This is a genomic window from Variovorax paradoxus B4, assembly GCF_000463015.1.
Taxonomy (GTDB): domain Bacteria; phylum Pseudomonadota; class Gammaproteobacteria; order Burkholderiales; family Burkholderiaceae_C; genus Variovorax; species Variovorax paradoxus_E.
The window spans coordinates 2730744-2754498 of the sequence record NC_022247.1 but is presented as its reverse complement, the minus strand read 5'-3'; the positions used below and the strand labels follow the sequence as shown (position 1 = coordinate 2754498).

Sequence of the window (23755 nt, the reverse complement as noted above, 5' to 3'; positions counted from 1 at the left end):
CGCTGCCCGGCTCAAGCAGCTTCGACCATGGAGGCAGCCGCTTCCATGTCGACTGCGACGATCCGCGAGACACCCTGCTCCTGCATGGTGACGCCGATCAGCTGCTCGGCCATTTCCATGGCGATCTTGTTGTGGCTGATGAAGAGGAACTGGGTTTCGCGGCTCATGGCGGTCACGAGTTTGGCATAGCGTTCGGTGTTCGCGTCATCCAGCGGCGCGTCCACTTCGTCGAGCAGGCAGAAAGGCGCCGGGTTGAGCTGGAAAATCGCAAACACCAGCGCGATGGCTGTGAGCGCTTTTTCGCCACCCGAGAGCAGGTGGATGGTCTGGTTCTTCTTGCCCGGAGGCTGCGCCAGCACCTGCACGCCGGCATCGAGGATTTCGTCGCCCGTCATCACCAGCCGCGCATTGCCGCCGCCGAACAGCTCGGGGAACATGCGGCTGAAGTGCTCGTTGACGATCTTGAAGGTGCCACCCAGCAGGTCGCGCGTTTCGGCGTCGATCTTGCGGATGGCGTCCTCGAGGGTGCCGATGGCCTCGTTCAGGTCGGCGGACTGCGCGTCGAGGAAGGTCTTGCGTTCGCTGGCCACGGCGAGCTCGTCGAGTGCTGCCAGGTTGACCGCGCCCAGCGCCACCACTTCGCGGTTCAGGCGGTCGATTTCGCCTTGCAGGCCGGTGAGGCGGACCTTGTCGGTTTCGATCGACTGGGCAATGGCCTCGAGGTCGGCGCCGGCGTCGTCGAGCAGTTGCTGGTATTGCTCGACGCCCAGGCGCGCGGCCTGTTCCTTGAGCTGGAATTCGGTGATGCGCTGGCGCAGCGGATCGAGTTCGCGCTCGAGCTGCAGCCGGCGTTCGTCGCTGGCACGCAGCTTCAGCGTGAGGTCGTCGTACTGGCTGCGCGCCGCACCCAGCGCGGCCTCGCGCTCGAGCTTGAGCGCCAGCGCGTCCTGCAGGCCGGCCTGGGCCGCCGCGTCGGACAGGCGGCCGAGTTCGGCCCGGGCGCGCTCGTCTTCGTCGGTGAGCGACAGCACCTGCTGCGATGCGGTTTCGATCGCGCGGTTCAGCTCGCCGCGGCGGGCTTCGAGCGTGCGCTGCGAGAAGGTGGCCTCCTGCGCCTGCCGCTCGAGGCTGCGATGCTGCTCGCGGCTTGCGGCCAGCGCGCGGCCGGCTTCGATCACGCGTTCGTCGAGCTGCGCGTGGCGCTCCTGGCTGTCGGCCAGCTGCATGTCGAGCTCTTCGAAGCGGCCTTCGGCGGACATGCGCCTTTCCTGCAGCTCCTCGAGTTGCGCGTCGACCTCGCCAAGGTCGGTGGCCAGCTGCTCGCTGCGCGCGCGCGTCTGCTCGGCGAGCTGCGTCATGCGCAGTGTCTCGACCTGCAGTTCATGCGCACGCGATTGCGTTTCCGCGGCTTCGCGGCGCGCCGTCACGAGGCGCTGCGCGGCATCGGCGTAGGCGGCTTCGGCGCGGACCAGCGCCGTGCGTGCCTCTTCGCTGATGAGCACCTGGGCCCGCAGCTGGCGCTCGAGGTTTTCCATTTCCTGCTGGCGCGCCAGGAGGCCGGCCTGTTCGGAATCGGGGGCGTAGAAGTTCACGCTGTGCGAGAACACGGCGTGGCCGCTCTGCACGTAGATGACTTCGCCCGGCTGCAGCGTCGCGCGCTGCGCGAGCGCCTCTTCGAAACTCTGCGCCGTGTAGCAGCCGTGCAGCCAGTCGGTCAGCAAGGCCTGCAGGCCCGCATCGTTCAGGCGCAGCAGGCTCGACAGGCGAGGCAGCGTGCCGCCGTCCTGCGGCGCGCCGGCCGCGGGCGGGCTGTAGAACGCGAGTTTGGCAGGCGGCGCATCGTTGCCGAAGGCGCGCACCATGTCGAGCCGGCTGACTTCGAGCGCGCCCAGGCGCTCGCGCAGCGCCGCTTCGAGCGCGTTTTCCCAGCCCTGCTCGATGTGGATGCGGCTCCACAGCCCCTGCATGCCTTCGAGCCCGTGCTTGGCAAGCCAGGGCGCCAGCTTGCCGTCGGTCTTGACCTTTTCCTGCAGCGCACGCAGTGCCTCGAGCCGCGCCGAGAGCTCGGCATGGCGCGCGCCTTCGGTGTTGACGGCCTGCTGCTTCGCGCGGCGGTCGTCGTCGAGCTGCGGCACCGAGTCCTGCAGCTCGTGCAGGCGGGCGTCGGCCTCGCTCGCGGTTTCCTGTGCGGCCGCGTGCTCGTCCTGCAGGGATTGCAGGCGCGCTTCGTCGGGCGCGGCCAGGGCGTTCTGGTCGGCGCGCAGGCGTTCGCTGCGCTGCGTGAGCTGCCGGCTCTGCTCTTCGATGTTGCGCTGGTCGGCGGCCAGCACCTGGATCTGCTGCTGCACCTGCGAGACGGCCGTGCGCTGGGCGTTGGCTTCGTCCTGGGCGCGCTGCACGGCTTCCTCGAGCTCGGGCATGCGCGCGTCGTGTTCCTCGAGCTGCGCGGCCAGCAGCACGGCCTGCTCCTCGGCGTCGACGCCCTGGCCGGCCAGGGTTTCGATCTCCGCCTCGGCCTCTTCGCGGCGGTGGCCCCATTGGCCCATCTGCTCGCGCAGCTGGACCAGCCGCTGCTCCACGCGCTGGCGACCTTCGACCACGAAGCGGATCTCGCCTTCGAGGCGGCCCACTTCGGCACTGGCTTCGTAGAGCTTGCCCTGGGCCTGGTTGACCTGGTCGCCGGCCGCGTAGTGGGCCTGACGCACGGTTTCAAGTTCGGATTCGATGCGGCGCAGGTCGGCGGTGCGCGATTCGAGGTCGTTGATGGCCTTTTCCGAGTCGGCCTTGATCCTGGCCTGGTCGGCATCGCTTTCGCTTCGCTTCAGGAACCACAGCTGGTGCTGCTTCCTGGTGGCGTCGCCCTGCAGCGTGTTGTAGCGCGCGGCCACTTCGGCCTGCTTCTCGAGTTTTTCGAGGTTGGCGTTGAGCTCGCGCAGGATGTCTTCCACGCGCGTGAGGTTCTCGCGCGTGTCGCCCAGCCGGTTCTCGGTTTCGCGCCGTCGCTCCTTGTACTTGGAGACGCCCGCAGCCTCTTCGAGGAACAGGCGCAGTTCTTCGGGCTTGGATTCGATGATCCGGCTGATCGTGCCCTGGCCGATGATGGCGTAGGCGCGGGGCCCCAGGCCCGTGCCCAGGAACACGTCCTGCACGTCGCGGCGGCGCACCGGCTGGTTGTTGATGTAGTAGCTGCTGGTGCCGTCGCGCGTGAGCACGCGCCGCACCGCGATTTCGCCGAACTGGTTCCACTGGCCACCCGCGCGGTGGTCGGCGTTGTCGAACACCAGTTCCACGCTCGAACGGCTGGCCTGCTTGCGCGTGGTCGTGCCGTTGAAGATCACGTCCTGCATCGACTCGCCGCGCAGCTCCGACGCGCGCGACTCGCCCAGCACCCAGCGCACCGCATCCATGATGTTCGACTTGCCGCAACCGTTGGGCCCGACGACGCCGACCAGTTGGCCCGGCAGCAGGAAGTTGGTGGGTTCGGCGAACGACTTGAAGCCCGAAAGCTTGATGGAATTGAGACGCACGACTTGTCGGCCTGCCTTGGCATGACGCCAAGGTGTTGATTTGTAAGGAAAATTGCACGGACCTGCCGTTCGAGACAGGCCGCCGCCCCAGCCGTGGATGATAACGTCAGGGCATGAGCGATTCCCTGGTTTCATCACCCCTTGCCGTGCGCCGCGGTTGCCTGCTGGCTGGTGCGGCCGCCCTGCTGGGCCTCGGCGGCTGCGCGGCCGTGCGTTCCACCGACCGCGCCGAACCCTATACCAACCAGGAATGGTTGCAGTCCAGCGCCAACCGCATTGCCAATCTTTCCCTGCGCGACAACCTGCAATCGATCCGGCGCGTGCAGACCACGCTCTACCGGCGCAATCCGCGCGAATGGCGCAAGTCGGCAGCCAGCGTCGAGGCAGCCGCCCAGCGCGCCTGGGATGCGGTGCTGACCGGCCCCGCCCTGCCCGAGCTGCGCGGCGCCACCGGCATCGATGCCATCCGCATGGCTTTCGACGCCGGCCCGCAGGGCTACCAGGGGGACCGGGTGGCGGCGCTGGTCGTCGGCTGGGCCACGATGCTCAAACAGGCCAACGGCGACACCTGGGACCAGACCATGCTCGACGGCGTCAACGCCGAGAACAGCTTCCGGGCCGCTCGCAACTTCGAGATATCGCTCTGGCTGATTGCCTCCAAGACGGGCCCCGACGGCCAGCCCCTGCTGCTGGCCACCGAGATCAGCGAGCGCGGGCGCAACCTCGTGGCCGACCGCGAACTGTCCAAGGTGGTGGCACGGCTCGACCTGCTGGCCGCCCAGGCCGACGAGAAATACCGGCGCGCGGCACTCGATTTCGGCCAGAACTGGGTCATGGGCGTCGTGATGCCTTTCTTCACACTGGTACCCAGGTAAGGATTCAGCCACTTGGTCACGGAAAGATATTTCCCAAACTCGCATTTGCGGTAATATCTTTCCGTGACCAAGCAAGAACTCGTCACCGCCCTGACGGCCCGGCGCGATGCCACGGGCCTCACCCATGCGGACATTGCGCTGCGCTCCGGCCTGACCGAGCGCTCGGTACGCAATGCGCTGAGCCTGAAGGGGAATCCGCAGATGTCCTCCCTGCTGGCGCTGGTGGATGCCCTGGGCCTCGAACTGCAGCTCGCGCCCAAGGGCTTCGGCGAACGCACGGATGCGGATCCCGGCTATCGCCCGGTTCCCACGCGCATCGGCGATGCCGTCGGCGGTGCGGCTGCGCCGTCGGCATCGGCTTCCGAGCCCCGTTCGAGGAAGCGTTCGCCATGAACGTCAAGATCCTCGAGATCTGGCTCGGCGCGCGCCGCTTCGGCAAGCTCTTCCAGTACGCCGACCTGTGCCGCTTCGTGGCGGAGCCGGAACTGATTGGTGCGCCGCCGCCCGAGGTGCTTTCGCTTTCGATGGTGGCCAGCGATCCCTCGGCGCAGGCGGCCCTGTGGAGCGATGTCAGGAACCCGCTTTTCAACGCACAGGGCGGGCAGTTGCCGCGCTTCTTCCAGAACCTGCTGCCCGAAGGCGTGCTGCGCAGCCATATCGCGCAGTTGCGCGGCTGCCGCGAGAACGACCATTTCGAACTGCTTGCGGCCTGCGGCGGCGACCTGCCCGGCGCGGTGAGCGCCCGGCCGGTTGCGGTCGACCGCGGCACCTTGCAGCGGCTCATCACCCAGGACCAGGACGCGCTCGAGATGTCCGTGGTCGAGTTGCCCATGCCGCAAGGCATCTCGGTGTCGGGCGTGCAGCCCAAGCTCGGCCTGCGCCGGCAAGGCGGGCGCTACGTGGCCCGCACCCGCGCCGGTGCGAGCACGCGCGTGATCGCCAAGCTGCCCGTGGCCGGGCGCCCCCACATGCCGCAGTTGGAGATGCTGTCGCTTCAACTGGCAGGCGCGGCCGGCGTCGAGGTCTGCCACGCCGAACTCGCGCCGCTCTCGGCCATTGCGGCCGAGCACAGCTACGCGCTGCCCGATGAGCCCGACTTTCTTGCCGTGACGCGTTTCGACCGCGAAGGCGCGCGCCGCATTCATTTCGAGGACTTCGCACAGGTGCTCGCCGTCGACCCGATGCACAAGTACAGCGCCAGCTATCTCGACATGGCGCTGGCCATGCGCGCCTTTCCATCGCTCGGCGAAGAAGCGGTGCTCGAACTCGTGCGGCGCCTCGCGGTGAACGATCTGCTCGGCAACCCCGACGCGCATTTGAAGAACTTCGGCGTGCTGTACCCCGACGGCATCGCGCCGCGGCTGGCCCCGGCCTACGACATCGTGGCGTATGCGGCGCTCCAGGGCGTCGACGGCCATGCCCTGCCTCTTCTGCCTGCGGCACCCGGCGAGGCCGCCCCCAGGCGGACCGCCCTGTTCACACCCGCCAACGTGCGCGCCTTCTGCTTCTCGGCCGGGCTGCACGAGCCGCTGGTGCGGCGCGCCGTCGCCGACACGGCGCGGCTCGCGCGCAGCCAGTGGCCCGGGATGATCGACGCATCAACGCTGCCTGCCGCGTGGAAAGAACGGCTGCAGCAGCGCTTGCAGGCACATCCCTTGCTGCAAGGCATGACCAGGCGCGGCAAATAAGAAAGCGAAAAACGCGGCCCCTAGAATGATTCAGCCCTTCACTCCTCAACCCATTCGAGGCAGCAGCAACTCATGAGCTCCATCAATTTCATCGGCGGCGAAAAAGGCGGTGTCGGCAAGTCGGTCACGGCGCGCGTGCTGGCGCAGTACTTCATCGACCACAGCAAGCCTTTCACGGGCTTCGACACCGACCGCTCGCACAGCTCCTTCACGCGCTTCTACGAAGGCTTTGCTTCCCCCATCGTGGTCGACAGCTTCGAGGGACTCGACACCGTGGTGAACGGCTTCGAGACGAACCCGCAGCAAAGCGTCATCGTCGACCTGGCGGCCCAGACGCTGGCGCCGCTGTCGCGCTGGATCAAGGAATCGGACCTGTTCGACGTGTTCGACGAACTGGGCGTGGCCGTGAACTTCTGGCACGTGCTGGACGACGGCAAGGACTCCACCGACCTGCTCGGCACGCTGATCGACACCTTCGGCAGCCGGCCCAACTACATCGTGGTGCAGAACTACGGCCGCGGCAGCGACTTCGGCATGCTGCTGGCGTCGCAGTCGCTCTCCAAGGCCACCGTGAACGGCGCCCGCGTGATCACGCTGCCGCGCCTGCACGAGGCGAGCATGCGCAAGATCGATGCGCAGAACACCAGTTTCTGGAAGGCCGTGAACGACCGCGAAGGACCTCATGCGCTCGGGCTACTGGAGCGCCAGCGCGTGAAGTCCTGGCTGGCGACCGCCTACGCGGCCTTCGATACCCTGCCGCTTTAGCGCGCCGGACGCCGGCGAAGCAGCAACACGAGCAACAGGATCGCCAGCACCACGAAGGCAATGAACGACCAGTTCGCCAGCGTCAGGCCGAACAGAGACCAGTCGACCTTCGAACAATCGCCGCCGCCGCGGAAGATCATCGGCAGCGCCCGCTTGAGCGGAAAGGTCTCGATCATTCCGTAGAGGTCGCGCCCGCAGGTCACGACCTCGGGCGGATTCCACTGGAGCCAGCTTTGCGCTGCCGCCGTGTAGGCGCCGCCGATGGCTGACACCAGCGCCAGCACACCGCCCGTCGCCTGCAGGCCGCGGCTCCTGAACACGCCGGCCAGCCCGGTGAAGAGCGCCACCAGCACCAGCGCATAGCGCTGCACGATGCACATGGGACAAGGCTCGAGGCCGACCACGTGCTGCAGGTAGAGCCCGAAGGCCAGCATCAGGACGCAGGCCAGGCAGATCAGCCCATACGCGCGGCGCGGCGCGCCGAAGTACCAATCGATCAAGGGGAAACCCAATCTTCTTCTACGAACACCCGGGCCTTGCGCGGCGTGGCGACAACCGTGTCGCCCTCCTGCAGGCCCAGTTCACGGAACTGTTGCGCAGGGAGTTGCGCCTCGATGATGGTTCCGGAGCCCGGATTATCTGGATTCGTTTCGGTGGGTTCAAGTTCCAGCCGCGCGATCGGGCCGACCACGATGGCGCGCGACAAGGTGGCCACGATGCCGGTTGCGCCGGCGGTGTAGCGCTCCACGGTAAGGTCGTGCGGCCGCACATAGGCCATGGCCTTGGCGTCGCGCGCGCCGCTGTGTTCGGGCGAGTCGAGTCGCATGCCGTCGAGCTGCACCGCGCCGTTGTCGGCCCGGCCATGGAACAGGTTCACGTCGCCCAGAAAGCCGTAGACGAAAGGGCTTGCGGGCTGGTCCCACACCTCTTGCGGGGAGCCGACCTGCTCGATGCGGCCCTTGTTGATGACCACCACGCGGTCGGCCACCTCGAGCGCCTCTTCCTGGTCGTGCGTGACGAAGATGGAGGTGACGTGCAGTTCGTCGTGCAGCCGGCGCAGCCAGCGGCGCAGCTCCTTGCGCACCTTGGCGTCGAGCGCGCCGAAGGGTTCGTCGAGCAGCAGCACCTTGGGTTCCACCGCCAGCGCACGCGCCAACGCGATGCGCTGGCGCTGTCCGCCGGAGAGCTGCGAAGGGTAGCGGTCGGCCAGCCAGTCGAGCTGCACCAGCTTGAGCAGGTCGGTCACCTTCTGCCTGATCTGCGCCTCACTCGGGCGCTCCTTGCGCGGCTTCACGCGCAGGCCGAAGGCCACGTTCTCGAACACCGTCATGTGGCGGAACAGCGCGTAGTGCTGGAACACGAAGCCCACCTGGCGTTCGCGCACGTGCACGTCGGTGGTGTCTTCGCCCGAAAAGAGAATGCTGCCCGTGTCGGCCGTTTCCAGCCCCGCGATGATGCGCAGCAGCGTGGTCTTGCCGCAGCCCGAGGGGCCGAGCAGCGCGACGAGCTCGCCCGACTCGACGTCGAGGTTCACGTTGTTCAGCGCCCGGAAGTCGCCGAACTGCTTGCTGATGTTGCGGATTTCGATGCTCATGGTCTTGTTCTTTCTCTCTCAGGCGGCCGAGGCTTGCGGCGGGCGCTCGGGCGGCAGTTCGGCGATGGCTTTCATTTCGCGTTCGTGGCGCCATTCGATGACCGACTTGATCACCAGCGTGACCAGCGCCAGGATGGCGAGTAGCGAGGCCACGGCAAAGGCCGCCACCGACTGGTACTCGTTGTAGAGCACTTCCACATGCAGCGGCATGGTGTTGGTCTGGCCGCGGATGTGGCCCGACACCACCGACACTGCGCCGAACTCGCCCATGGCGCGCGCGTTGCAGAGGATCACGCCGTACAGCAGGCCCCACTTGATGTTGGGCAAGGTCACGCGCCAGAAGGTCTGCCAGCCGGTCGCGCCGAGCACGATGGCAGCCTGCTCTTCGTCGGTGCCCTGCGCCTGCATCAGCGGCACGAGTTCGCGCGCAATGAACGGAAAGGTCACGAACACGGTCGCCAGCACGATGCCGGGCACCGCGAAGATGATCTTGATGTCGTGTTCGGCCAGCCACGGACCGAGCCAGCCCTGCGCGCCGAAGACCAGCACGTAGATCAGTCCCGCCACCACCGGCGACACCGCGAACGGCAGGTCCACCAGCGTGGTCAGGAAGGCCTTGCCGCGGAACTCGAACTTGGCGATGGCCCAGGCCGCGGCCACGCCGAACACCAGGTTCATCGGCACCGCGATGGCGGCCGTGATCAGCGTGAGGCGGATCGCGCTCCAGGCGTCGGGCTCCTTCAGCGCTTCGAGATAGGCGCCCAGGCCCTTGCGCAGGGCTTCCGTCGCCACGGCGGCCAGGGGCAGCACGAGGAACAGGAACATGAACGCGAGCGCAACGCCGATCAGCGTCCAGCGCACCCAGGCCGATTCGGTGGTGCCGGCCTGCGCGCGGCGGATGACTTTGGAAGGTGCACTCATCTCATGCTCCCGCGCGCTTGCGCTGCCAGGCCTGCAAGCCGTTGATGACCAGCAGCAGGAGGAATGAAATGACCAGCATCACCAGCGCGACCGCCGTGGCGCCCGCATAGTCGTACTGCTCCAGCTTGCCGATGATGATGAGCGGCGTGATCTCCGAGATCATCGGCATGTTGCCGGCAATGAAGATCACCGAGCCGTACTCGCCGATGGCACGGGCAAAGGCCATGGCAAAGCCGGTCAGCAACGCCGGCGCAATCGACGGGAAGATCACCTTCGTGAAGGTCTGAAGCCGCGTCGCGCCCAGCGAAGTGGCGGCTTCTTCGAGTTCCTTCTCGGCATCCTCGAGCACCGGTTGCACCGTGCGCACCACGAACGGCAGCCCGATGAAGATCAGCGCAATCACGATGCCCGCCGGCGTGAACGCCAGCTTGATGCCGTGCGGCTCGAGCAATTGCCCGATCCAGCCGTTGCCCGCGAGCAGCGCCGTGAGCGAGATGCCGGCCACCGCCGTCGGCAGCGCGAACGGCAGGTCGACCAGCGCATCGACGATGCGCTTGCCCGGAAACTTGTAGCGCACCAGCACCCAGGCCACGAGCAGGCCGAACACCGCGTTCACCACGGCTGCGATCAGCGAGGCGCCGAACGTGAGCCGGTACGAGGCCATCACGCGCGGCGCGCTCACGGCCACCCAGAACTGCTCCCAGCTCAGCGTGAAGGTCTTGAAGACCAGCGCCGAGAGCGGAATCAGCACGATCAGGCTCAGGTAAAGAATGGAGAAGCCGAGCGTTATGTGAAAGCCCGGCAGCACCCGCTTGGAACCCCCTGCCCGGTTCACATGCGAAAGCGGCGCTCCCGCGGACGGGAGCGCCGAAGAAACTGCGCCGCTCATTTACTTTGCGCCGGGCGTGTAGAGCTTGTCGAACTGGCCGCCGTCGTTGAAGTGCACCTTCTGCGCATCGCCGAGGCTGCCGAACAGTTCCTGCACCGTGAAAAGCTGCAGCGGCTTGAAGGTGGCGGCGTACTTCTTGAGCACGGCCTGCGAGCGCGGGCGCAGCGCATGCTTGGCCGCGATTTCCTGCGCCTCTTCGGAATAGAGCCAGTCAAGGTAGGCCTTGGCGAGTTCGCCGGTGCCCTTCTTCTTGGTGCTGCGCTCGACCACGGCCACCGGGTTCTCGGCCACGATGCTGATCGACGGGTAGACCGAATCGACCTTGCCCGTGCCGAACTCGCGGTCGATCGACACCACTTCGGATTCGAAGGTGATCAGCGCATCGCCGATGTTGCGCTGCAGGAAGGCGGTGGTCGCGTCGCGGCCGCCGCGTGCCAGCACCGGCACGTTCTTGAACAGCTTGCCGACGAACTCGGCCGCCTGGGCGTCGGTGCCGCCCTTCTTCTTGACGTAGCCCCAGGCCGCGAGATAGGCGTAGCGCCCGTTGCCGCCGGTCTTGGGGTTGACGATCACGACCTGCACGCCGGGCTTGACCAGGTCGTCCCAGTCCTTGATGCCCTTGGGGTTGCCGTTGCGCACCAGGAACAGCATGGTCGAGGTGGTGGGCGATGCGTTCTCGGGGAATTTCTTGTTCCAGTCCTTCGCGACCATGCCGGCATTGGCAAGAAAGTCGACGTCGGTGGAGGTGTTCATGGTCACCACGTCGGCATCGAGGCCGTCGGCCACCGCGCGCGCCTGGGCGCTGGAGCCGCCATGCGACTGGTCGATCTTCACGTCCTTGCCGGTGGTCTTCTTGTAGTTGGCCACGAACGCCGCGTTGTAGTCCTTGTAGAACTCGCGCGCCACGTCGTACGAGGCGTTCAGCAGCGTGGTGCCCTGGGCGAAGGCGCTGCTGCCGGCGAGTGCGGAAGACGCCAACGCGAGCACGGCGGCAAAGGTCTTGAATCTGGAAGTCATGTGGTTGCCAAGGTTTCTGAAAATTCACGGCCCGCTGGCCATGCAGCGGGCTCGTCGGTCAACGACTGGAGCAAGGCGAGGCCGAGCGGCCAGTCTCCATGTCCCGAATCGATGTTGATATGGCCCGCATTCTGCATGCGGACAAACTCACTGCCCCAGGCGCGGGAATAGGCGCCGGCCAGGCGGATCGGGCAATACGGGTCGTTGCTGCTCGCCACCACGATGCTGCGGTACGGCAGCGCCGCATACGGCACGGGCGCGAAGTCCGACAGCACGGCCCGGCGCTCCGGATCGGCCGGCGCCACCAGAAGCGCCCCGCGGATGCGTGCCGCCGCCTCCGCCGGCAGGTGCGCCGTGGCAATGCAGCCCAGGCTGTGCGCGGCAATCACCACCGGCCCGGGGCTTTCGAGCACCAGCCTGGCCAGCGTGGCCACCCAGGCCTCGCGCTTGGGCGATGCCCAGTCGTCCTGCACCACCCGCGCGGCACCCGGAATGCGCTCTTCCCACAGGCTCTGCCAATGGCCGGGCCCGGAGTCGCGCCAGCCGGGCACGATGATCACGCGAGTCTGCATGGCGACGCTGCCCTGCCCGCTTCTTACCTGTTCGGCTGCGGCGTGATGCGCAGGTAGGGCTTCACGGCCTTGAAGCCCTTGGGGAAGCGCTCGGCGAGCTCGGCCGGGTCCTGGATGCTCGGGATGATGACCACGTCGTCGCCGTCCTTCCAGTTCACGGGCGTGGCCACCTTGTGGCTGTCGGTGAGCTGCAGCGAGTCGATCACGCGCAGGATCTCGTCGAAATTGCGGCCGGTCGACGCCGGGTAAGTGATGGTCGCGCGGATCGCCTTCTTCGGATCGATGATGAAGACGCTGCGCACCGTGGCCGTGGCCGACGCGTTCGGGTGGATCAGGTCGTACAGGTCGGCCACCTTGCGGTCGTGGTCCGCAATGATCGGAAAGTTGACGGTGGTGTTCTGCGTCTCGTTGATGTCGCCGATCCACTCCTTGTGCCTGGTGGCCGGGTCGACGCTCAGCGCGATGGGCTTCACGCCGCGCTTGGCGAATTCGCCCGACAGCGCCGCCGTCTTGCCGAGCTCGGTGGTGCATACGGGCGTGAAATCGGCCGGGTGCGAGAAGAACACCACCCATGAATCGCCGGCCCATTGGTAGAAGTCGAGGGGACCTTCGCTGGAGTCCTGGGTGAAATTGGGGGCAGTGTCGCCGAGTCGCAGGGTCGCCATGGTCGCTCCTTGAATGGATGAGAGCCTGGGATTGTGCGAAGTGCGACTTCAATGCCAAACGAATATCTACTTGTTTGGTTATGGCATTTTTCGCATAAGGAGCAGCCAATCCATCCAGTCAGTACATGCCCGATTGGCTCCCGCTCATGTGCTCGGCCAGGAAGTCGATCAGCTGGCGAACCGCCGGCACCAGGGCGCGGCGCTGCGGAAAGACCATGTGCGCGATCACCGGCGCCGGCCCCCAGCCGGGCAGCACCTGCACGAGTCGGCCCGCCTCCACGTCGGCGCGGCACATGTAGCCCGGCAGCAGCGTCACGCCCACGCCCTCGAGCGCGACCAGCTGCAGCGTCGCCAGGTCGTCCGCCACGCAGCGCGGCGTGTGGACATGCACGTGGATCTCGCCGTTCGGCCCCTCGAGCCGCCATTCGCTGCGGCCTTCGCCGTTGGCCGACATGGCCGTCGTCGGCAGCCGCTCGAGGTCGGCCGGCGTGCGGACCGGGCCCAGGCGCTGCAGCAGTTCCGGCCGGGCCACGAGCACGGCGCGGCTGGTGCCCAGCACCTTGGCCACCAGCGTGGTGCTGTCCTCGATGGCGGGCCGCACGCGCAGCGCGATGTCGATCCCCTCTTCGATCAGGTCCACGGGCCGGTTCATGACGCGCAGGTCGACGCGCACCGCCGGGTAGCGCTCCATGAAGCGCGGCAGCAACTGCGCGAGCCCGCTGTGGGCGATGGTGATCGGGCAGCTCAGGCGGACCGTGCCGCAGGGATCGGTGTGCACCTGAGCCACCGCCTCGGTCGCAGCCTGGGCCGCGTCGCGCACGGCGGCCGAATGCCGCAGGAAGATCTCGCCCGCCGGCGTGAGCGACAGGCGCCGCGTGCTGCGCTGCATCAGCTGCACGCCGAGCCGCTCCTCCAGTTCGGCCACCCGGCGCGACAGGCGCGACTTGGGAATGCCGAGCGCGCGGCTGGCCGCGGCAAAGCCGCCGCGCTCTGCCACTTCGGCGAAGAAAACCATGTCGTTGAGGTCTTGCATGCGGCGATTGTCCCGCACATGGAACGATGTAGTCAAAATTTGGCTACTTATCGCTCACTCGCATCAAAAATAGAATTACGCCATCGCCGGCCACCTTTGAGCGCCGACCTCCACACGAAAGTGATCGACCATGAAGCTGCTCCACATCGACTCCAGCATCCTGAGTGCCAATTCGACCTCGCGCCTCCTCACGGCCGAGATCGTGGCGGCCTGGAAGGCCGCGCATCCCGACACCACGGTCGAGTACCTCGACCTCGCCGCCAACGCCCCGTCGCACTTCGGCGCCGATGCCCTGGGCATCAAGACCGGCGTGCAGGCCCAGCCGACCGAAGCCCAGCAGCGCGAAAACGCGCTCTCGGAAGCGCTCGTGAGCCAGTTCCTCGCTGCCGACGTCGTCGTGGTGGGCGCGCCGCTGTACAACTTCTCGGTCCCGACCCAGCTGAAGGCCTGGATCGACCGGCTCGCGCAGATCGGCCGCACCTTCAAGTACACCGACAAGGGCCCCGTGGGTCTGGCCGGCGGCAAGACCGTGATCGTGGCGTCCAGCCGCGGCGGCATCTACTCGACCACCGAAGGCGGCCAGGCCGCGGAACATCAGGAGAGCTACCTGAAGGTGGTTTTCGGCTTCTTCGGCATCACCGACGTGCGCTTCGTGCGTGCGGAAGGCCTTGCCATGGGCGACGCGCCCAAGGCCGCCGCGCTGGCCACGGCACGCGCCGACATCCGGGCGGCAACGGCCGAAGCCGCCAACCAGCAGGACGTGGCCCGGGCCGCCTGAGCCTCGGTTTCAGCCAAAAGAAATGCCGCCCCCCAGGGCGGCATTTTTCATGGGATTCGGCAGCCCCCCGGCGCGTCAGGCGGCCGCGTGGCTCTTGACCCAAGCCACGTACTTGTCCATCCACCCCTGCAGGAACTTCTTCGTGCCTTCAATGCCGATGTGGCCCTTGTCGTCGAACAGGCCATCCTTGGCCTGAAGGAACGCCTCCGGCTGCCCGAGCGTGGGGACATCGAGATACGCCAGCACAGTGCGCAGATGCTGCTGCGCCACCGCGGTACCGATGGCGCCCACCGAAATGCCCAGCACGCCCGCCGGCTTGCCAGCCCAGGCGTTCTGGCCATAGGGACGCGAAGCGTGATCGATGGCATTCTTCAGTACGCCGGGGAACGAACGGTTGTATTCGGGCGTGACGAACAACAAACCCTGGGCGGCCGCGATCTCGGTCTTGAGCCGCTTCACCGAAGGCGCCTGGTTGCCGTCGTCGTCCTGGTTGTACAGGGGCAGATCGTCGATGCGCAAATGCTCGAACGTGAAGTCCGACGGCGCGAGGTGGGCCAGCGCAAGGGCCAGCTTCTGGTTGTACGAATCCTTGCGAAGGCTGCCGACGATCACGGCAATTCGGGTCTGGCTCATGGGTGAAGCTCCTTTGAAGTAGGGAAACATGAACGGAAAGGAATGACCGGGACGATTATGCGAAGCGACCAAGACCTTTTCCCCAAAAGCTCTTCCGCCCCGCCCGCATTTTCGGCACGCCCAGCAGGTCAGCGCAATCGCGGGCATCATCGCCCGAGTCCTTTAGTCTCAGGAGCAATTCACAATGCGATTTCTGATGGTGGGTGCCGGTGCACTCGGTGGTTATTTCGGCGGTCGGCTGCTGGAGGCGGGACGCGACGTGACCTTTCTGCTGCGAGCGCGGCGCGCGGCACAGATCGCGACGACCGGACTGGTGGTGCAGAGCCCGTTCGGCAACCTGCAGCTGCCCTCGCCGCCCCACGTGCTGGCCGAGGACATCCAGGCGCCCTTCGACGTGGTCGTGGTCGGCAGCAAGGCCTACGACCTCGACTCGACCATGGATTCGTTCGCGCCGGCCGTCGGCCCGGACACGGTCATTCTTCCCCTGCTCAACGGCATGAAGCACATCGACCGCCTGGTCGATCGCTTTGGCAGCGAATGCGTTCTGGGCGGCCTGTGCATGATCTCCGCCACGCTGGACGACGAAGGCCGCGTGCTGCGCCTCAACGACATGCACGGCCTGAGCTTCGGCGAGCGCGCGGGCGGACGCTCGGCACGCGTCGATGCCATTGCCGCCCAGTTCGCCGGTGCAAAGTTCGACGCCACGCAGAGCGAGAACATCTCGCAGGACATGTGGGAGAAGTGGGTCTTCATCGCCTCGGCGGCGGGCCTCACGAGCCTGATGCGCGCGTCCATCGGCGACATCGCAAGCGCGGGCGGACAGGACGTGGCGCTCGCGATCTTCGACGAATGCTGCGCCATTGCCGCGCACAACGGCTTCGCGCCGCGACCGGCAGCCGTCGAGCGTGGCCGCGCCATCATGACGGCCGCAGGCTCCACGATGACGGCCTCCATGTACAAGGACATCGTGCGCGGGGCGCCGGTCGAGGCCGACCACATCGTCGGCGACCTGCTGGGCCGCGCGCCCACCGCCCCTTCGCCCGTGCCTTCGGTGCTGCGCACGGCCTACGTCCACCTGAAGGCCTACGAGGCGCGGCGCGCCCGCGAAGCGGCCTGAGGCCTTCTTCTCGATGACTGACGCCATCGCCTTCCTCCACACGGCGCAGGTTCATGTGCCGACCTTCGAGCGCCTCACCCGCGAGATCGCGCCGGAACTGGAGGTGCGCCACCTGGTGATGGAGGAACTGCTGCACGAAGCCCGCGCCGTGGGCATCGACAACCCGATGTTTGCAGCGCGTGTGCACGAGGCCATGCGCGAGGCCGCATCCGACGGTGCCGCCGTGGTGGCGTGCACCTGCTCGACCATCGGCGGCATCGCGGAAAAAACCGCCACGGGTGGCGCCTTCACGGCCCAGCGCATCGACCGCGCGATGGCCGACCGCGCCGTGCGCGCCGGCCCGCGCGTGCGGATTGCAGCGGCGCTCGAAAGCACGCTGGAGCCGACCACCGCGCTGGTTCTTTCGGCCGCCGCGCAGGCCGGCGTCGGTGTCAGGCCGAGCGTGCTTCTGGTCGCCGAGGCCTGGGCGCACTTCGAGGCCGGCGACACCGACCGCTACATCGAGATGCTGGCAAGCGCGATTCGCAGCGCCGCCATCGGGGCCGACGTGGTGGTTCTGGCACAGGCCTCGATGGCACCTGTTGCGGGCGAACTGGCGGACCTTGGCATCGAGGTGCTCGGCAGTCCGGGCCCGGGCGTTGCGCATGCCGTGGCCACGCTGCGCGCCTCGCGCTCGGCGTGGGGCCCGCGGGCGGCTACTCCGACTTGAGGACCGTCTCGCCCTTCAATGCACCCATGTCGCGGATGTTGAAGCGGTGCCGCTTCCAGCCGGCCCACGTGCGGCGCATGTGGGTGATGGAGATGAAGTAGTAGAGAAACTTGAACATGCCGAGCGCCCGCCACATCGGCGTGCCCCGGTAGATGTCGCCGGCCAGCAGCGACATCAGCCCTTCCTTCACGCGGAACGGATTGCCCGGGTGCATGAACATGTCGCGGATCGTCGGATTGGTCACGCGGTAGATGAACCACGAATACTCCCGCGGTCCCTTGCGCATCATGGCCTCGAAGCTCTCGCGCACGGGCGCCAGTTCGGCCGGCCGGTCGAGCGCGGTGGCCACCAGCGCGGCGCCGTCGAAGGCGCTGTGCATCGCAAGGTAAACGCCCGACGAGAACATCGGGTCGATGAAGGTGAAGGCGTCGCCCAGCATCAGGTAGCGGTCGCCCGTCGCGTGGGTGCTCGAATACGAGAAATTGCCGGTGGCGTGCACCGCGTCGTCGACCAGCGTGGCGTGCTTCAGGCGGTCCACCAGCACCGGACAGAGCGCGATGGTGTCGTGGAAGAAGTCCTTCAGCGGCTTCTCGCGCGTCTTCAGGTAGTACGGCCAGCAGACCGCGCCCACACTGGTGGTTCCGTCCGCCAGCGGAATGAACCAGAACCAGCCGTGCGCAAACCAGCAGATGCTGATGTTGCCTTCCTTCTTGCCCTCGAGCCGCTCGGCGTTGGTGAAGTGACCGAACAGCGCGGTGCTGTTGTGGTCGGGGTTCTTTTCCTTGCAGCGGAATTTGTTGGCCAGCAGCGTGTCGCGCCCCGTGGCATCGACCACGAAGCGGGCGCGCCAGCTGCGCCTGGCTCCGTCGTCCATCTCGGCCCGCACCGTGGCACCGTCGGCATCGAAGGCCACGTCGCGCACCTTGCAGCCTTCGAGCGTCTGCGCGCCGCGCGTGGCGGCATTGCGGAACAACAGCTCGTCGAGTTCCGAGCGGCGCACCTGCCAGGCGGAATCGAGCGACTTGTCCCAGCCCTCGGCAAAGTCCACGTAGCTGCGGTGCTCGTGTTCCGGCGAGACGAACTCGATGCCGAACTTGGGCATGCCGATCTTCTCGACCTGGTCGCGCACGCCAAGCTTGTCGAAGAGTTCCACGTTGGCCGGCAGCAGCGATTCGCCGATGTGAAAGCGCGGGTGATGCTCCTTTTCGAGCAGCACCACCTTGCGGCCCTGCTGCGCGAGCAGCGCCGAGATCGTGGAGCCCGCAGGTCCGCCGCCGATCACGAGTACGTCGCAGGAATCGTCGGCCGCGGGGGGCATGGAAGAAGCGGAGGAAGTGGCTTGAGGCAAGGACATGCGGAGGCAAGCTACAGAGTTGACAACGGGGAAGCATAGCGCGGCCGCCGATGCCCGGCCTCCGGGGGATTCCTATGGCGCGCTGGCCTTGGGCGCGTTCTGCAGGCTGGCCTGCGTCACGCTCGCGCCCGCGGGCACGTCGTCGGTGATCCACACGTTGCCGCCGATGACTGCGCCCTTGCCCAGCGTCACGCGCCCGAGGATGGTGGCGCCGGCATAGATCACCACGTCGTCCTCCACCACCGGGTGGCGCGGCAGGCCCTTCTGCAGATTGCCCTCGGCATCGGTCGGAAAGCGCTTGGCACCCAGCGTCACGGCCTGGTACAGGCGCACGCGCTTGCCGATGACCGCCGTCTCGCCGATCACCACGCCCGTGCCATGGTCCATGAAGAAGCCCGCATCGATCTGCGCACCGGGGTGGATGTCGATGCCGGTCTGCGCATGCGCGAGCTCGGCCACGATGCGTGCCAACAGCGGCAGCCCGAGCTTGTAGAGCTCGTGCGCCAGCCGGTGGTGGATCATCGCGAGCACGCCCGGGTAGCACAGCAGCACCTCGTCCACGCTGCGTGCCGCCGGGTCGCCCTGGTAGGCGGCGAGCACGTCGGTGTCGAGCAGGCGGCGCAGCTGCGGCAGCGCGCTCGCGAACCGGCGGATGGCCTCGGCGGCAACACCGTCGATCTCGCTCGAGGGGCGTGGCTCGTGGCGGGCGTTGTAGCCGAGCTCCAGCCGCGCCTGCACCAGCAGCGCCTGCAAGGCAGTGTTCAGTGAGTGGCCGACGTAGAAATCCTCGCTCTCATGGCGCAGTTCCGGCGGCCCGAGCCGCATCGGAAAGAGCGCGCCCTTGAGCGACTCCACGATTTGCGCAAGCGCGTCGCGCGACGGAAACTCGCGCGTGCCGGGCTCGCGCGAGCGGCGCTGGGAGTCGCGCCACTCTTCGCGCGCGGCATGCAGCGCGCGCACGATGTCGCCTACTTCGAAATTGGCCATGGCTTTCTCTCCGGGCGTTTTGTACACCACACTGTAGAAGCCCGCGGCTGATGTGCCAAGAACTGAAAACCCGGCTCCTGCAACTGGAAAAAAACCCGGCGCCAACGCGGCGCCGGGTTGTTCGCGAGCCCGAGGGTCCGTCAGAGCTTGGCGATCGAAACCTCCGTGGACTTCACGAGCGCGACCACGTCGGAGCCCACCTTGAGCTGCAGCTCGTCGACCGAGCGCGTGGTGATGACCGAGGTCACGATGCCCCAGGCGGTTTCGACATCGACCTCGGAGACGACGTCGCCGCGGATGATCTCGCGGACCTTGCCCTTGAACTGGTTGCGGACGTTGATGGCTTGAATGGACATGATGTTTCTTTCTCTTTGGGGTTGAAGGAAGGGTTCGGGCAGGAGAAACAAGGGCAAGGCGGTCATCCGGCGGCGGCAGCCAGCGCCTGGTCGAGGTCGGCGACCAGGTCGTCGATGTGCTCGATGCCGACCGACAGGCGCACGGTGTCTTCCGTGACGCCGGCCCGAGCCAGCTCTTCGGGCGAGAGCTGCCGGTGCGTGGTGGAGGCCGGGTGCGTCGCCAGCGAGCGCACGTCGCCGATGTTCACGAGCCGCGTGAAGAGCTTCAGCGCATCGAGGAACTTCGCCCCGCCCTCGCGGCCGCTTCCGATGCCGAAGGTCAGCACGCCGCTGGACCTGCCGCCGAAGTACTTCTTCGCCAATGCATGGTCGGGATGGTCTTCGAGCGCCGCGTAGTTGACCCAGTTGACGGCCTTGTGCGTCTTCAAGTGCTGGGCCACAGAGAGCGCATTGCTGCTGATGCGGTCCATGCGCAGTGCCAGCGTCTCGATGCCCTGCAGGATCAGGAAGGCGTTGAACGGCGAGATGGCCGCTCCCGTGTTGCGCAGCGGCACCACGCGCGCGCGGCCGATGTAGGCGGCAGGGCCCAGCGCTTCGGTGTAGACCACACCGTGGTAGCTCACGTCGGGTTCGTTCAGGCGCCTGAAGCGCTCCTTGTGCCGGGCCCACGGGAACTTGCCCGAATCGACGATGGCGCCGCCAATGCTGGTGCCGTGGCCACCCAGGTACTTGGTGAGCGAATGCACCACGATGTCGGCGCCATGTTCGATGGGCCGGCTCAGGTACGGCGAAGGCACGGTGTTGTCCACGATCAGCGGCACGCCGTGGCGGTGCGCGATGTCGGCGATGGCCGCGATGTCGGTCACGTTGCCGGCCGGGTTGCCGAGGGATTCGACGAACACCGCCTTGGTCTTCTCGTCGAACAGCTTCTCGAAGCTGCCCGGGTCGCGGTGGTCCGCGAAGCGCGTGGTGATGCCGAACTGCGGCAGCGTGTGCGCGAACAGGTTGTAGGTGCCGCCATACAGCGCGGTGCTGCTGACGATGTTGTCGCCCGCCTCGGCGATGGTCTGGATCGCATAGGTCACTGCCGCCTGGCCCGATGCCAGCGCGAGCGCCGCGATGCCGCCTTCGAGCGCCGCCACGCGCTGCTCGAGCACGTCCTGCGTCGGGTTGTTGATGCGGGTGTAGATGTTGCCCTGCACCTTTAGGTCGAACAGGTCGGCGCCGTGCTGCGCGCTGTCGAACGCATAGGCCACCGTTTGATAGATGGGCGGCGCCACGGCGCGCGTGGTCGGCTCGGGCGAGTAGCCGGCGTGCACCGACAGAGTCTCGAATTTCCAGTTCTGCGACATGCAACTGCCTTTCTTTTCTGTGGATGAACGACGGGTTCAGATCGCCCAGCGCAGCGTGTGCGCCGAGGGCTGCAGCCAGCTTGCGTCCGTGCCGGCGGGCTCGGCCTCGCCGGCCTTCTGCAGCACGCGGTCGAGAATCCGCTTCTCGATGGCCGCGAACGCCGGGTCGCCCTGCGAGCGCGGCCTGGCGAGCGCAATGTTCTCGTCGAGCGCGATACGCCCGTCCTCGATCAGGATCACGCGGTCCGCGAGCGCCACGGCCTCCTGCACGTCATGCGTCACCAGCAGCGCGGTGAAGCGGTGTCGCTGCCAGAGGTTCTCGATGAGGCGATGCATCTCGATGTGCGTGAGCGCGTCGAGCGCGCCCAGCGGCTCGTCGAGCAGCAGCAGGCGCGGGTGATGCACCAGCGCCCTTGCGAGCGACACCCGCTGGCGCTGGCCGCCCGACAGGCGCGCTGGCCATTCGTTCTCGCGGTCGGCCAGGCCCACCTGCGCGAGCACCTCCTTGCCGCGCGCCCTGGCCTCGGCGGGCAAGCCGAGTGTCACGTTGTCGAGCACCCGGCGCCAGGGCAGGAGGCGCGCTTCCTGGAACATGATCCGGGTGTCGTCGTGCAGGCCGTCGATGGCCTTGCCGTCCGTGAAGAGCCCCCCGGACGTGGCCTTCTCGAGTCCGGCGATGAGCCGCAGCAGGGTGCTCTTGCCGCAGCCGCTGCGCCCGACGATGGCGATGAACTGCCCCGGCTCGATGGCGAGCTGGGTGTTGCGCAGCACCTCGCGCTCGCCATAGCGCATGTGCAGGCCGCGCGCCTCCAGGCGCACGCCGCCCGAGATGGCCAGCGGCCGTGTGTCTTTCAGAACGGCATTCATGATGTTTGTGTCCTCCTCACTTCGACGTCTTCTTCTGGTAGCCGGGGTGCCAGCGAAGCCACCATTGCTCCAGGCCGCGCGCGAACAGGTCGGCCAGCTTGCCGAGCAGCGCATACAGCAGGATGCCCACGAGCACGATGTCGGTCTGCAGGAATTCGCGGGCGTTCATCGTGAGATAGCCGATGCCGGCCTGTGCCGAGATGGTTTCGGCCACGATCAGGATCACCCACATCAGCCCCAGCGAAAAGCGCAGGCCCACGAGGATGGACGACAGCGCGCCGGGCAGGATCACCTCGCGGTACAGCTGCCAGCGCGAGAGTCCATAGGTGCGCCCCATCTCGATCAGCTGCGGATCGACGTTGCGGATGCCGTGGAAGGTGTTCAGGTAGATCGGAAAGAACACCGACACCGAGATCAGGAACAGCTTGGCCGACTCGTCGATGCCGAACCACAGGATGACGAGCGGAATGAGCGCCAGCGCGGGAATGTTGCGCACCATCTGGATGGTCGAATCGAGCAGCGTCTCGAAGAACTTCACCGAGCCGGTCAAGAGGCCCAGCACCAGCCCCGTTCCCCCGCCGATGGCGAGGCCCGCCAGCGCACGGCCCGCGCTCACCTTGACGTGCGTCCAGAGTTCGCCCGACACGGCGAGCGCCCAGGCGGCCTTGACCACGTCCACGGGTGCCGGCAGCACCCGCGTGGAGAGCCAGCCCAGCGATGAAGCGATCTGCCAGAAGACGATCAGCCCCACCGGCACCAGCCACGGCACCAGCCGCCCCGCCACGTTGGCGCCGAAGGCCTTGAGCGCGCCGCCGGCGTTTTCTTCCGAAGGCGCGACCGCCGGCAGTTCCTGCACTTGTTCCGTCATGGGAGATCCTTCTTAGCTTTGGGAAATGATGCGCGAAGGCGCGTCGAGATTGGCCACGACTTCGCCGAACGGCCCACTCAGCGATCCGCCCGCGAGCCGTGCCTGCGCCTTGCACGAGAGCAGCGGGAACACCAGCTCGGCGAAGCGGTAGGCCTCTTCGAGATGCGGGTAGCCCGAGAGAATGAACTTGTCGAGGCCGAGCGCCGCGTATTCCTCGATGCGCGCCGCCACGGTCTTGGGGTCGCCGACCAGCGCCGTGCCCGCGCCGCCGCGCACCAGGCCGACTCCGGCCCAGAGGTTGGGCGAAATCTCCAGCTCGGCGCGCGATCGCCTGGCGCCGCCCGCATGCAGCGCAGCCATGCGGCGCTGGCCTTCGGAGTCCATGCGGGCAAATGCGGCCTGGGCGCGGATCACGGTCTCGTCGTCGACACGGCTGATCAGTTCCTCCGCGGCTTTCCATGCGGCGTCTTCGGTCTCGCGCACGATCACGTGCAGCCGGATCCCGAACTCCACCGTGCGGCCTTTGCGCGCGGCGCGGTTGCGCACGTCGGCGATCTTCCTGGCCACCTCGGCGGGCGGTTCGCCCCATGTGAGGTAGGCATCGACCTGCTCGGCCGCAAGCTCGTGCGCGGCGGCCGACGAGCCGCCGAACCACACCGGCGGATAGGGGTCCTGCACCGGCGGATAGAGCAGCTTCGCGCCCTTCACGCTCAAGTGCCGGCCCTCGTAGTCGAAGGCCTGGCCGCCATGGCTGCGCGCAAGAATCTCGCGCCAGATGCGGATGAACTCGGCCGATTGCTCGTAGCGCGCCGCATGGTCGAGATACACGCCGTCGCCTTCGAGTTCGGCCTGGTCGCCGCCGGTGACCAGGTTCACCAGCAGGCGGCCGCCCGACAGGCGATCGAAGGTCGCGGCCATGCGCGCGGCCAGGCTGGGCTGGTGGAGGCCGGGCCGCACCGCCACCAGGAACTTGAGCTTCTTCGTCGCGCCGATCAGGCTCGAGGCGATCACCCACGGGTCTTCGCACGAGCGGCCGGTGGGAATCAGCACGCCTTCGTAGCCAAGGCTGTCGGCCGCGCCCGCGATCTGCTGCAGGTAGGCCAGGTCGATCGGTCGCGCGCCTTCGCTCGTGCCGAGATAGCGGCTGTCGCCATGGGTGGGGAGAAACCAGAATATCTGCATGTCGTC

General features: G+C 67.2%; 24 protein-coding genes. 7 read left to right on the top strand and 17 right to left on the bottom strand.

Going from position 1 to position 23755, the window contains the following annotated elements; translation table 11 throughout:
• Nucleotides 1-11 precede the first annotated feature (11 nt).
• Nucleotides 12-3527, bottom strand: a complete 3516-nt coding sequence (gene smc, locus VAPA_RS12790; protein WP_021007191.1) for a chromosome segregation protein SMC — start codon at nt 3525-3527, stop codon at nt 12-14.
• Nucleotides 3528-3640: 113 nt separating this feature from the next.
• Here smc and VAPA_RS12785 point away from each other — a divergent pair, with 113 nt between their 5' ends.
• From VAPA_RS12785 to VAPA_RS12770, 4 genes are all read left to right on the top strand, one after another.
• Nucleotides 3641-4402 carry a hypothetical protein gene (locus VAPA_RS12785; RefSeq protein WP_021007190.1) on the top strand — a complete coding sequence of 254 codons (762 nt, stop codon included), beginning with the start codon at nt 3641-3643 and terminating at the stop codon, nt 4400-4402.
• A 63-nt stretch (nt 4403-4465) separates the two neighbouring features.
• A complete protein-coding gene (locus VAPA_RS12780; RefSeq protein WP_021007189.1) occupies nt 4466-4795 on the top strand; it encodes a helix-turn-helix domain-containing protein in 330 nt (109 codons plus the stop codon).
• On the top strand, nt 4792-6090 hold the full coding sequence (locus VAPA_RS12775) for a type II toxin-antitoxin system HipA family toxin (protein WP_021007188.1): 1299 nt from the start codon (nt 4792-4794) through the stop codon (nt 6088-6090). The genes VAPA_RS12780 and VAPA_RS12775 overlap by 4 nt, the downstream gene beginning before the upstream one ends.
• A 72-nt stretch (nt 6091-6162) precedes the next feature.
• Nucleotides 6163-6855: a P-loop NTPase family protein gene (locus VAPA_RS12770; protein WP_021007187.1), complete on the top strand. Its 693-nt coding sequence runs from the start codon at nt 6163-6165 to the stop codon at nt 6853-6855.
• On the opposite strand, the gene VAPA_RS12765 is transcribed toward VAPA_RS12770, so the two are convergent.
• From VAPA_RS12765 to VAPA_RS12730, 8 genes are all read right to left on the bottom strand, one after another.
• A complete protein-coding gene (locus tag VAPA_RS12765; protein WP_021007186.1) occupies nt 6852-7355 on the bottom strand; it encodes a disulfide bond formation protein B in 504 nt (167 codons plus the stop codon). The two genes, VAPA_RS12770 and VAPA_RS12765, sit on opposite strands and share 4 nt — an antisense overlap.
• Complete coding sequence (locus VAPA_RS12760) at nt 7352-8449, bottom strand: sulfate/molybdate ABC transporter ATP-binding protein (RefSeq protein ID WP_021007185.1); 1098 nt, start codon at nt 8447-8449, stop codon at nt 7352-7354. Before VAPA_RS12760 ends, VAPA_RS12765 begins: the two co-directional genes overlap by 4 nt.
• Nucleotides 8450-8467: 18 nt before the next feature.
• Nucleotides 8468-9370 carry a sulfate ABC transporter permease subunit CysW gene (gene cysW / locus VAPA_RS12755; RefSeq protein ID WP_021007184.1) on the bottom strand — a complete coding sequence of 301 codons (903 nt, stop codon included), beginning with the start codon at nt 9368-9370 and terminating at the stop codon, nt 8468-8470.
• Between the two features lies 1 nt (nt 9371).
• The gene (gene cysT, locus VAPA_RS12750) at nt 9372-10259 is read right to left on the bottom strand and encodes a sulfate ABC transporter permease subunit CysT (RefSeq protein ID WP_021007183.1); all 888 of its coding nucleotides are present in this window, start codon (nt 10257-10259) and stop codon (nt 9372-9374) included.
• Entirely contained in the window at nt 10260-11276 is a 1017-nt protein-coding gene (locus VAPA_RS12745) for a sulfate ABC transporter substrate-binding protein (RefSeq protein WP_021007182.1), read from the bottom strand.
• The gene (locus tag VAPA_RS12740; protein WP_021007181.1) at nt 11273-11848 is read right to left on the bottom strand and encodes an RBBP9/YdeN family alpha/beta hydrolase; all 576 of its coding nucleotides are present in this window, start codon (nt 11846-11848) and stop codon (nt 11273-11275) included. The genes VAPA_RS12745 and VAPA_RS12740 overlap by 4 nt, the downstream gene beginning before the upstream one ends.
• Before the next feature lie 23 nt (nt 11849-11871).
• Nucleotides 11872-12513: a peroxiredoxin gene (locus VAPA_RS12735; RefSeq protein WP_021007180.1), complete on the bottom strand. Its 642-nt coding sequence runs from the start codon at nt 12511-12513 to the stop codon at nt 11872-11874.
• Between the two features lie 118 nt (nt 12514-12631).
• A complete protein-coding gene (locus VAPA_RS12730) occupies nt 12632-13546 on the bottom strand; it encodes a LysR family transcriptional regulator (RefSeq protein WP_021007179.1) in 915 nt (304 codons plus the stop codon).
• A 130-nt stretch (nt 13547-13676) separates the two neighbouring features.
• On the opposite strand from VAPA_RS12730, the gene VAPA_RS12725 reads away from it, so the two are divergent.
• Nucleotides 13677-14324 carry an FMN-dependent NADH-azoreductase gene (locus tag VAPA_RS12725; protein WP_021007178.1) on the top strand — a complete coding sequence of 216 codons (648 nt, stop codon included), beginning with the start codon at nt 13677-13679 and terminating at the stop codon, nt 14322-14324.
• 75 nt (nt 14325-14399) lie between these two features.
• Here the strand turns inward: VAPA_RS12725 and VAPA_RS12720 are convergent, their stop codons facing one another.
• Nucleotides 14400-14957: an NADPH-dependent FMN reductase gene (locus tag VAPA_RS12720; RefSeq protein ID WP_021007177.1), complete on the bottom strand. Its 558-nt coding sequence runs from the start codon at nt 14955-14957 to the stop codon at nt 14400-14402.
• 184 nt (nt 14958-15141) lie between these two features.
• On the opposite strand from VAPA_RS12720, the gene panE reads away from it, so the two are divergent.
• Complete coding sequence (gene panE / locus VAPA_RS12715; protein ID WP_021007176.1) at nt 15142-16074, top strand: 2-dehydropantoate 2-reductase; 933 nt, start codon at nt 15142-15144, stop codon at nt 16072-16074.
• A 13-nt stretch (nt 16075-16087) separates the two neighbouring features.
• Nucleotides 16088-16783: a hypothetical protein gene (locus VAPA_RS12710; protein ID WP_021007175.1), complete on the top strand. Its 696-nt coding sequence runs from the start codon at nt 16088-16090 to the stop codon at nt 16781-16783.
• Here VAPA_RS12710 and VAPA_RS12705 read toward each other — a convergent pair.
• The 7 genes from VAPA_RS12705 to ssuD form a co-directional block, all read right to left on the bottom strand.
• Nucleotides 16770-18137, bottom strand: coding sequence for an NAD(P)/FAD-dependent oxidoreductase (locus tag VAPA_RS12705; RefSeq protein ID WP_021007174.1), 1368 nt, complete (start codon nt 18135-18137; stop codon nt 16770-16772). The genes VAPA_RS12710 and VAPA_RS12705 overlap by 14 nt on opposite strands.
• Before the next feature lie 72 nt (nt 18138-18209).
• Entirely contained in the window at nt 18210-19124 is a 915-nt protein-coding gene (epsC, locus tag VAPA_RS12700) for a serine O-acetyltransferase EpsC (protein ID WP_021007173.1), read from the bottom strand.
• A 140-nt stretch (nt 19125-19264) separates the two neighbouring features.
• Complete coding sequence (locus VAPA_RS12695; protein WP_007829250.1) at nt 19265-19480, bottom strand: TOBE domain-containing protein; 216 nt, start codon at nt 19478-19480, stop codon at nt 19265-19267.
• A 62-nt stretch (nt 19481-19542) separates the two neighbouring features.
• Nucleotides 19543-20832 carry an O-acetylhomoserine aminocarboxypropyltransferase/cysteine synthase family protein gene (locus VAPA_RS12690; RefSeq protein WP_021007172.1) on the bottom strand — a complete coding sequence of 430 codons (1290 nt, stop codon included), beginning with the start codon at nt 20830-20832 and terminating at the stop codon, nt 19543-19545.
• A gap of 36 nt (nt 20833-20868) precedes the next feature.
• Complete coding sequence (locus tag VAPA_RS12685) at nt 20869-21699, bottom strand: ATP-binding cassette domain-containing protein (RefSeq protein WP_021007171.1); 831 nt, start codon at nt 21697-21699, stop codon at nt 20869-20871.
• 16 nt (nt 21700-21715) lie between these two features.
• Nucleotides 21716-22567, bottom strand: a complete 852-nt coding sequence (gene ssuC / locus VAPA_RS12680) for an aliphatic sulfonate ABC transporter permease SsuC (RefSeq protein ID WP_021007170.1) — start codon at nt 22565-22567, stop codon at nt 21716-21718.
• A gap of 12 nt (nt 22568-22579) precedes the next feature.
• A complete protein-coding gene (gene ssuD / locus VAPA_RS12675; protein ID WP_021007169.1) occupies nt 22580-23749 on the bottom strand; it encodes an FMNH2-dependent alkanesulfonate monooxygenase in 1170 nt (389 codons plus the stop codon).
• Nucleotides 23750-23755: the final 6 nt, after the last annotated feature.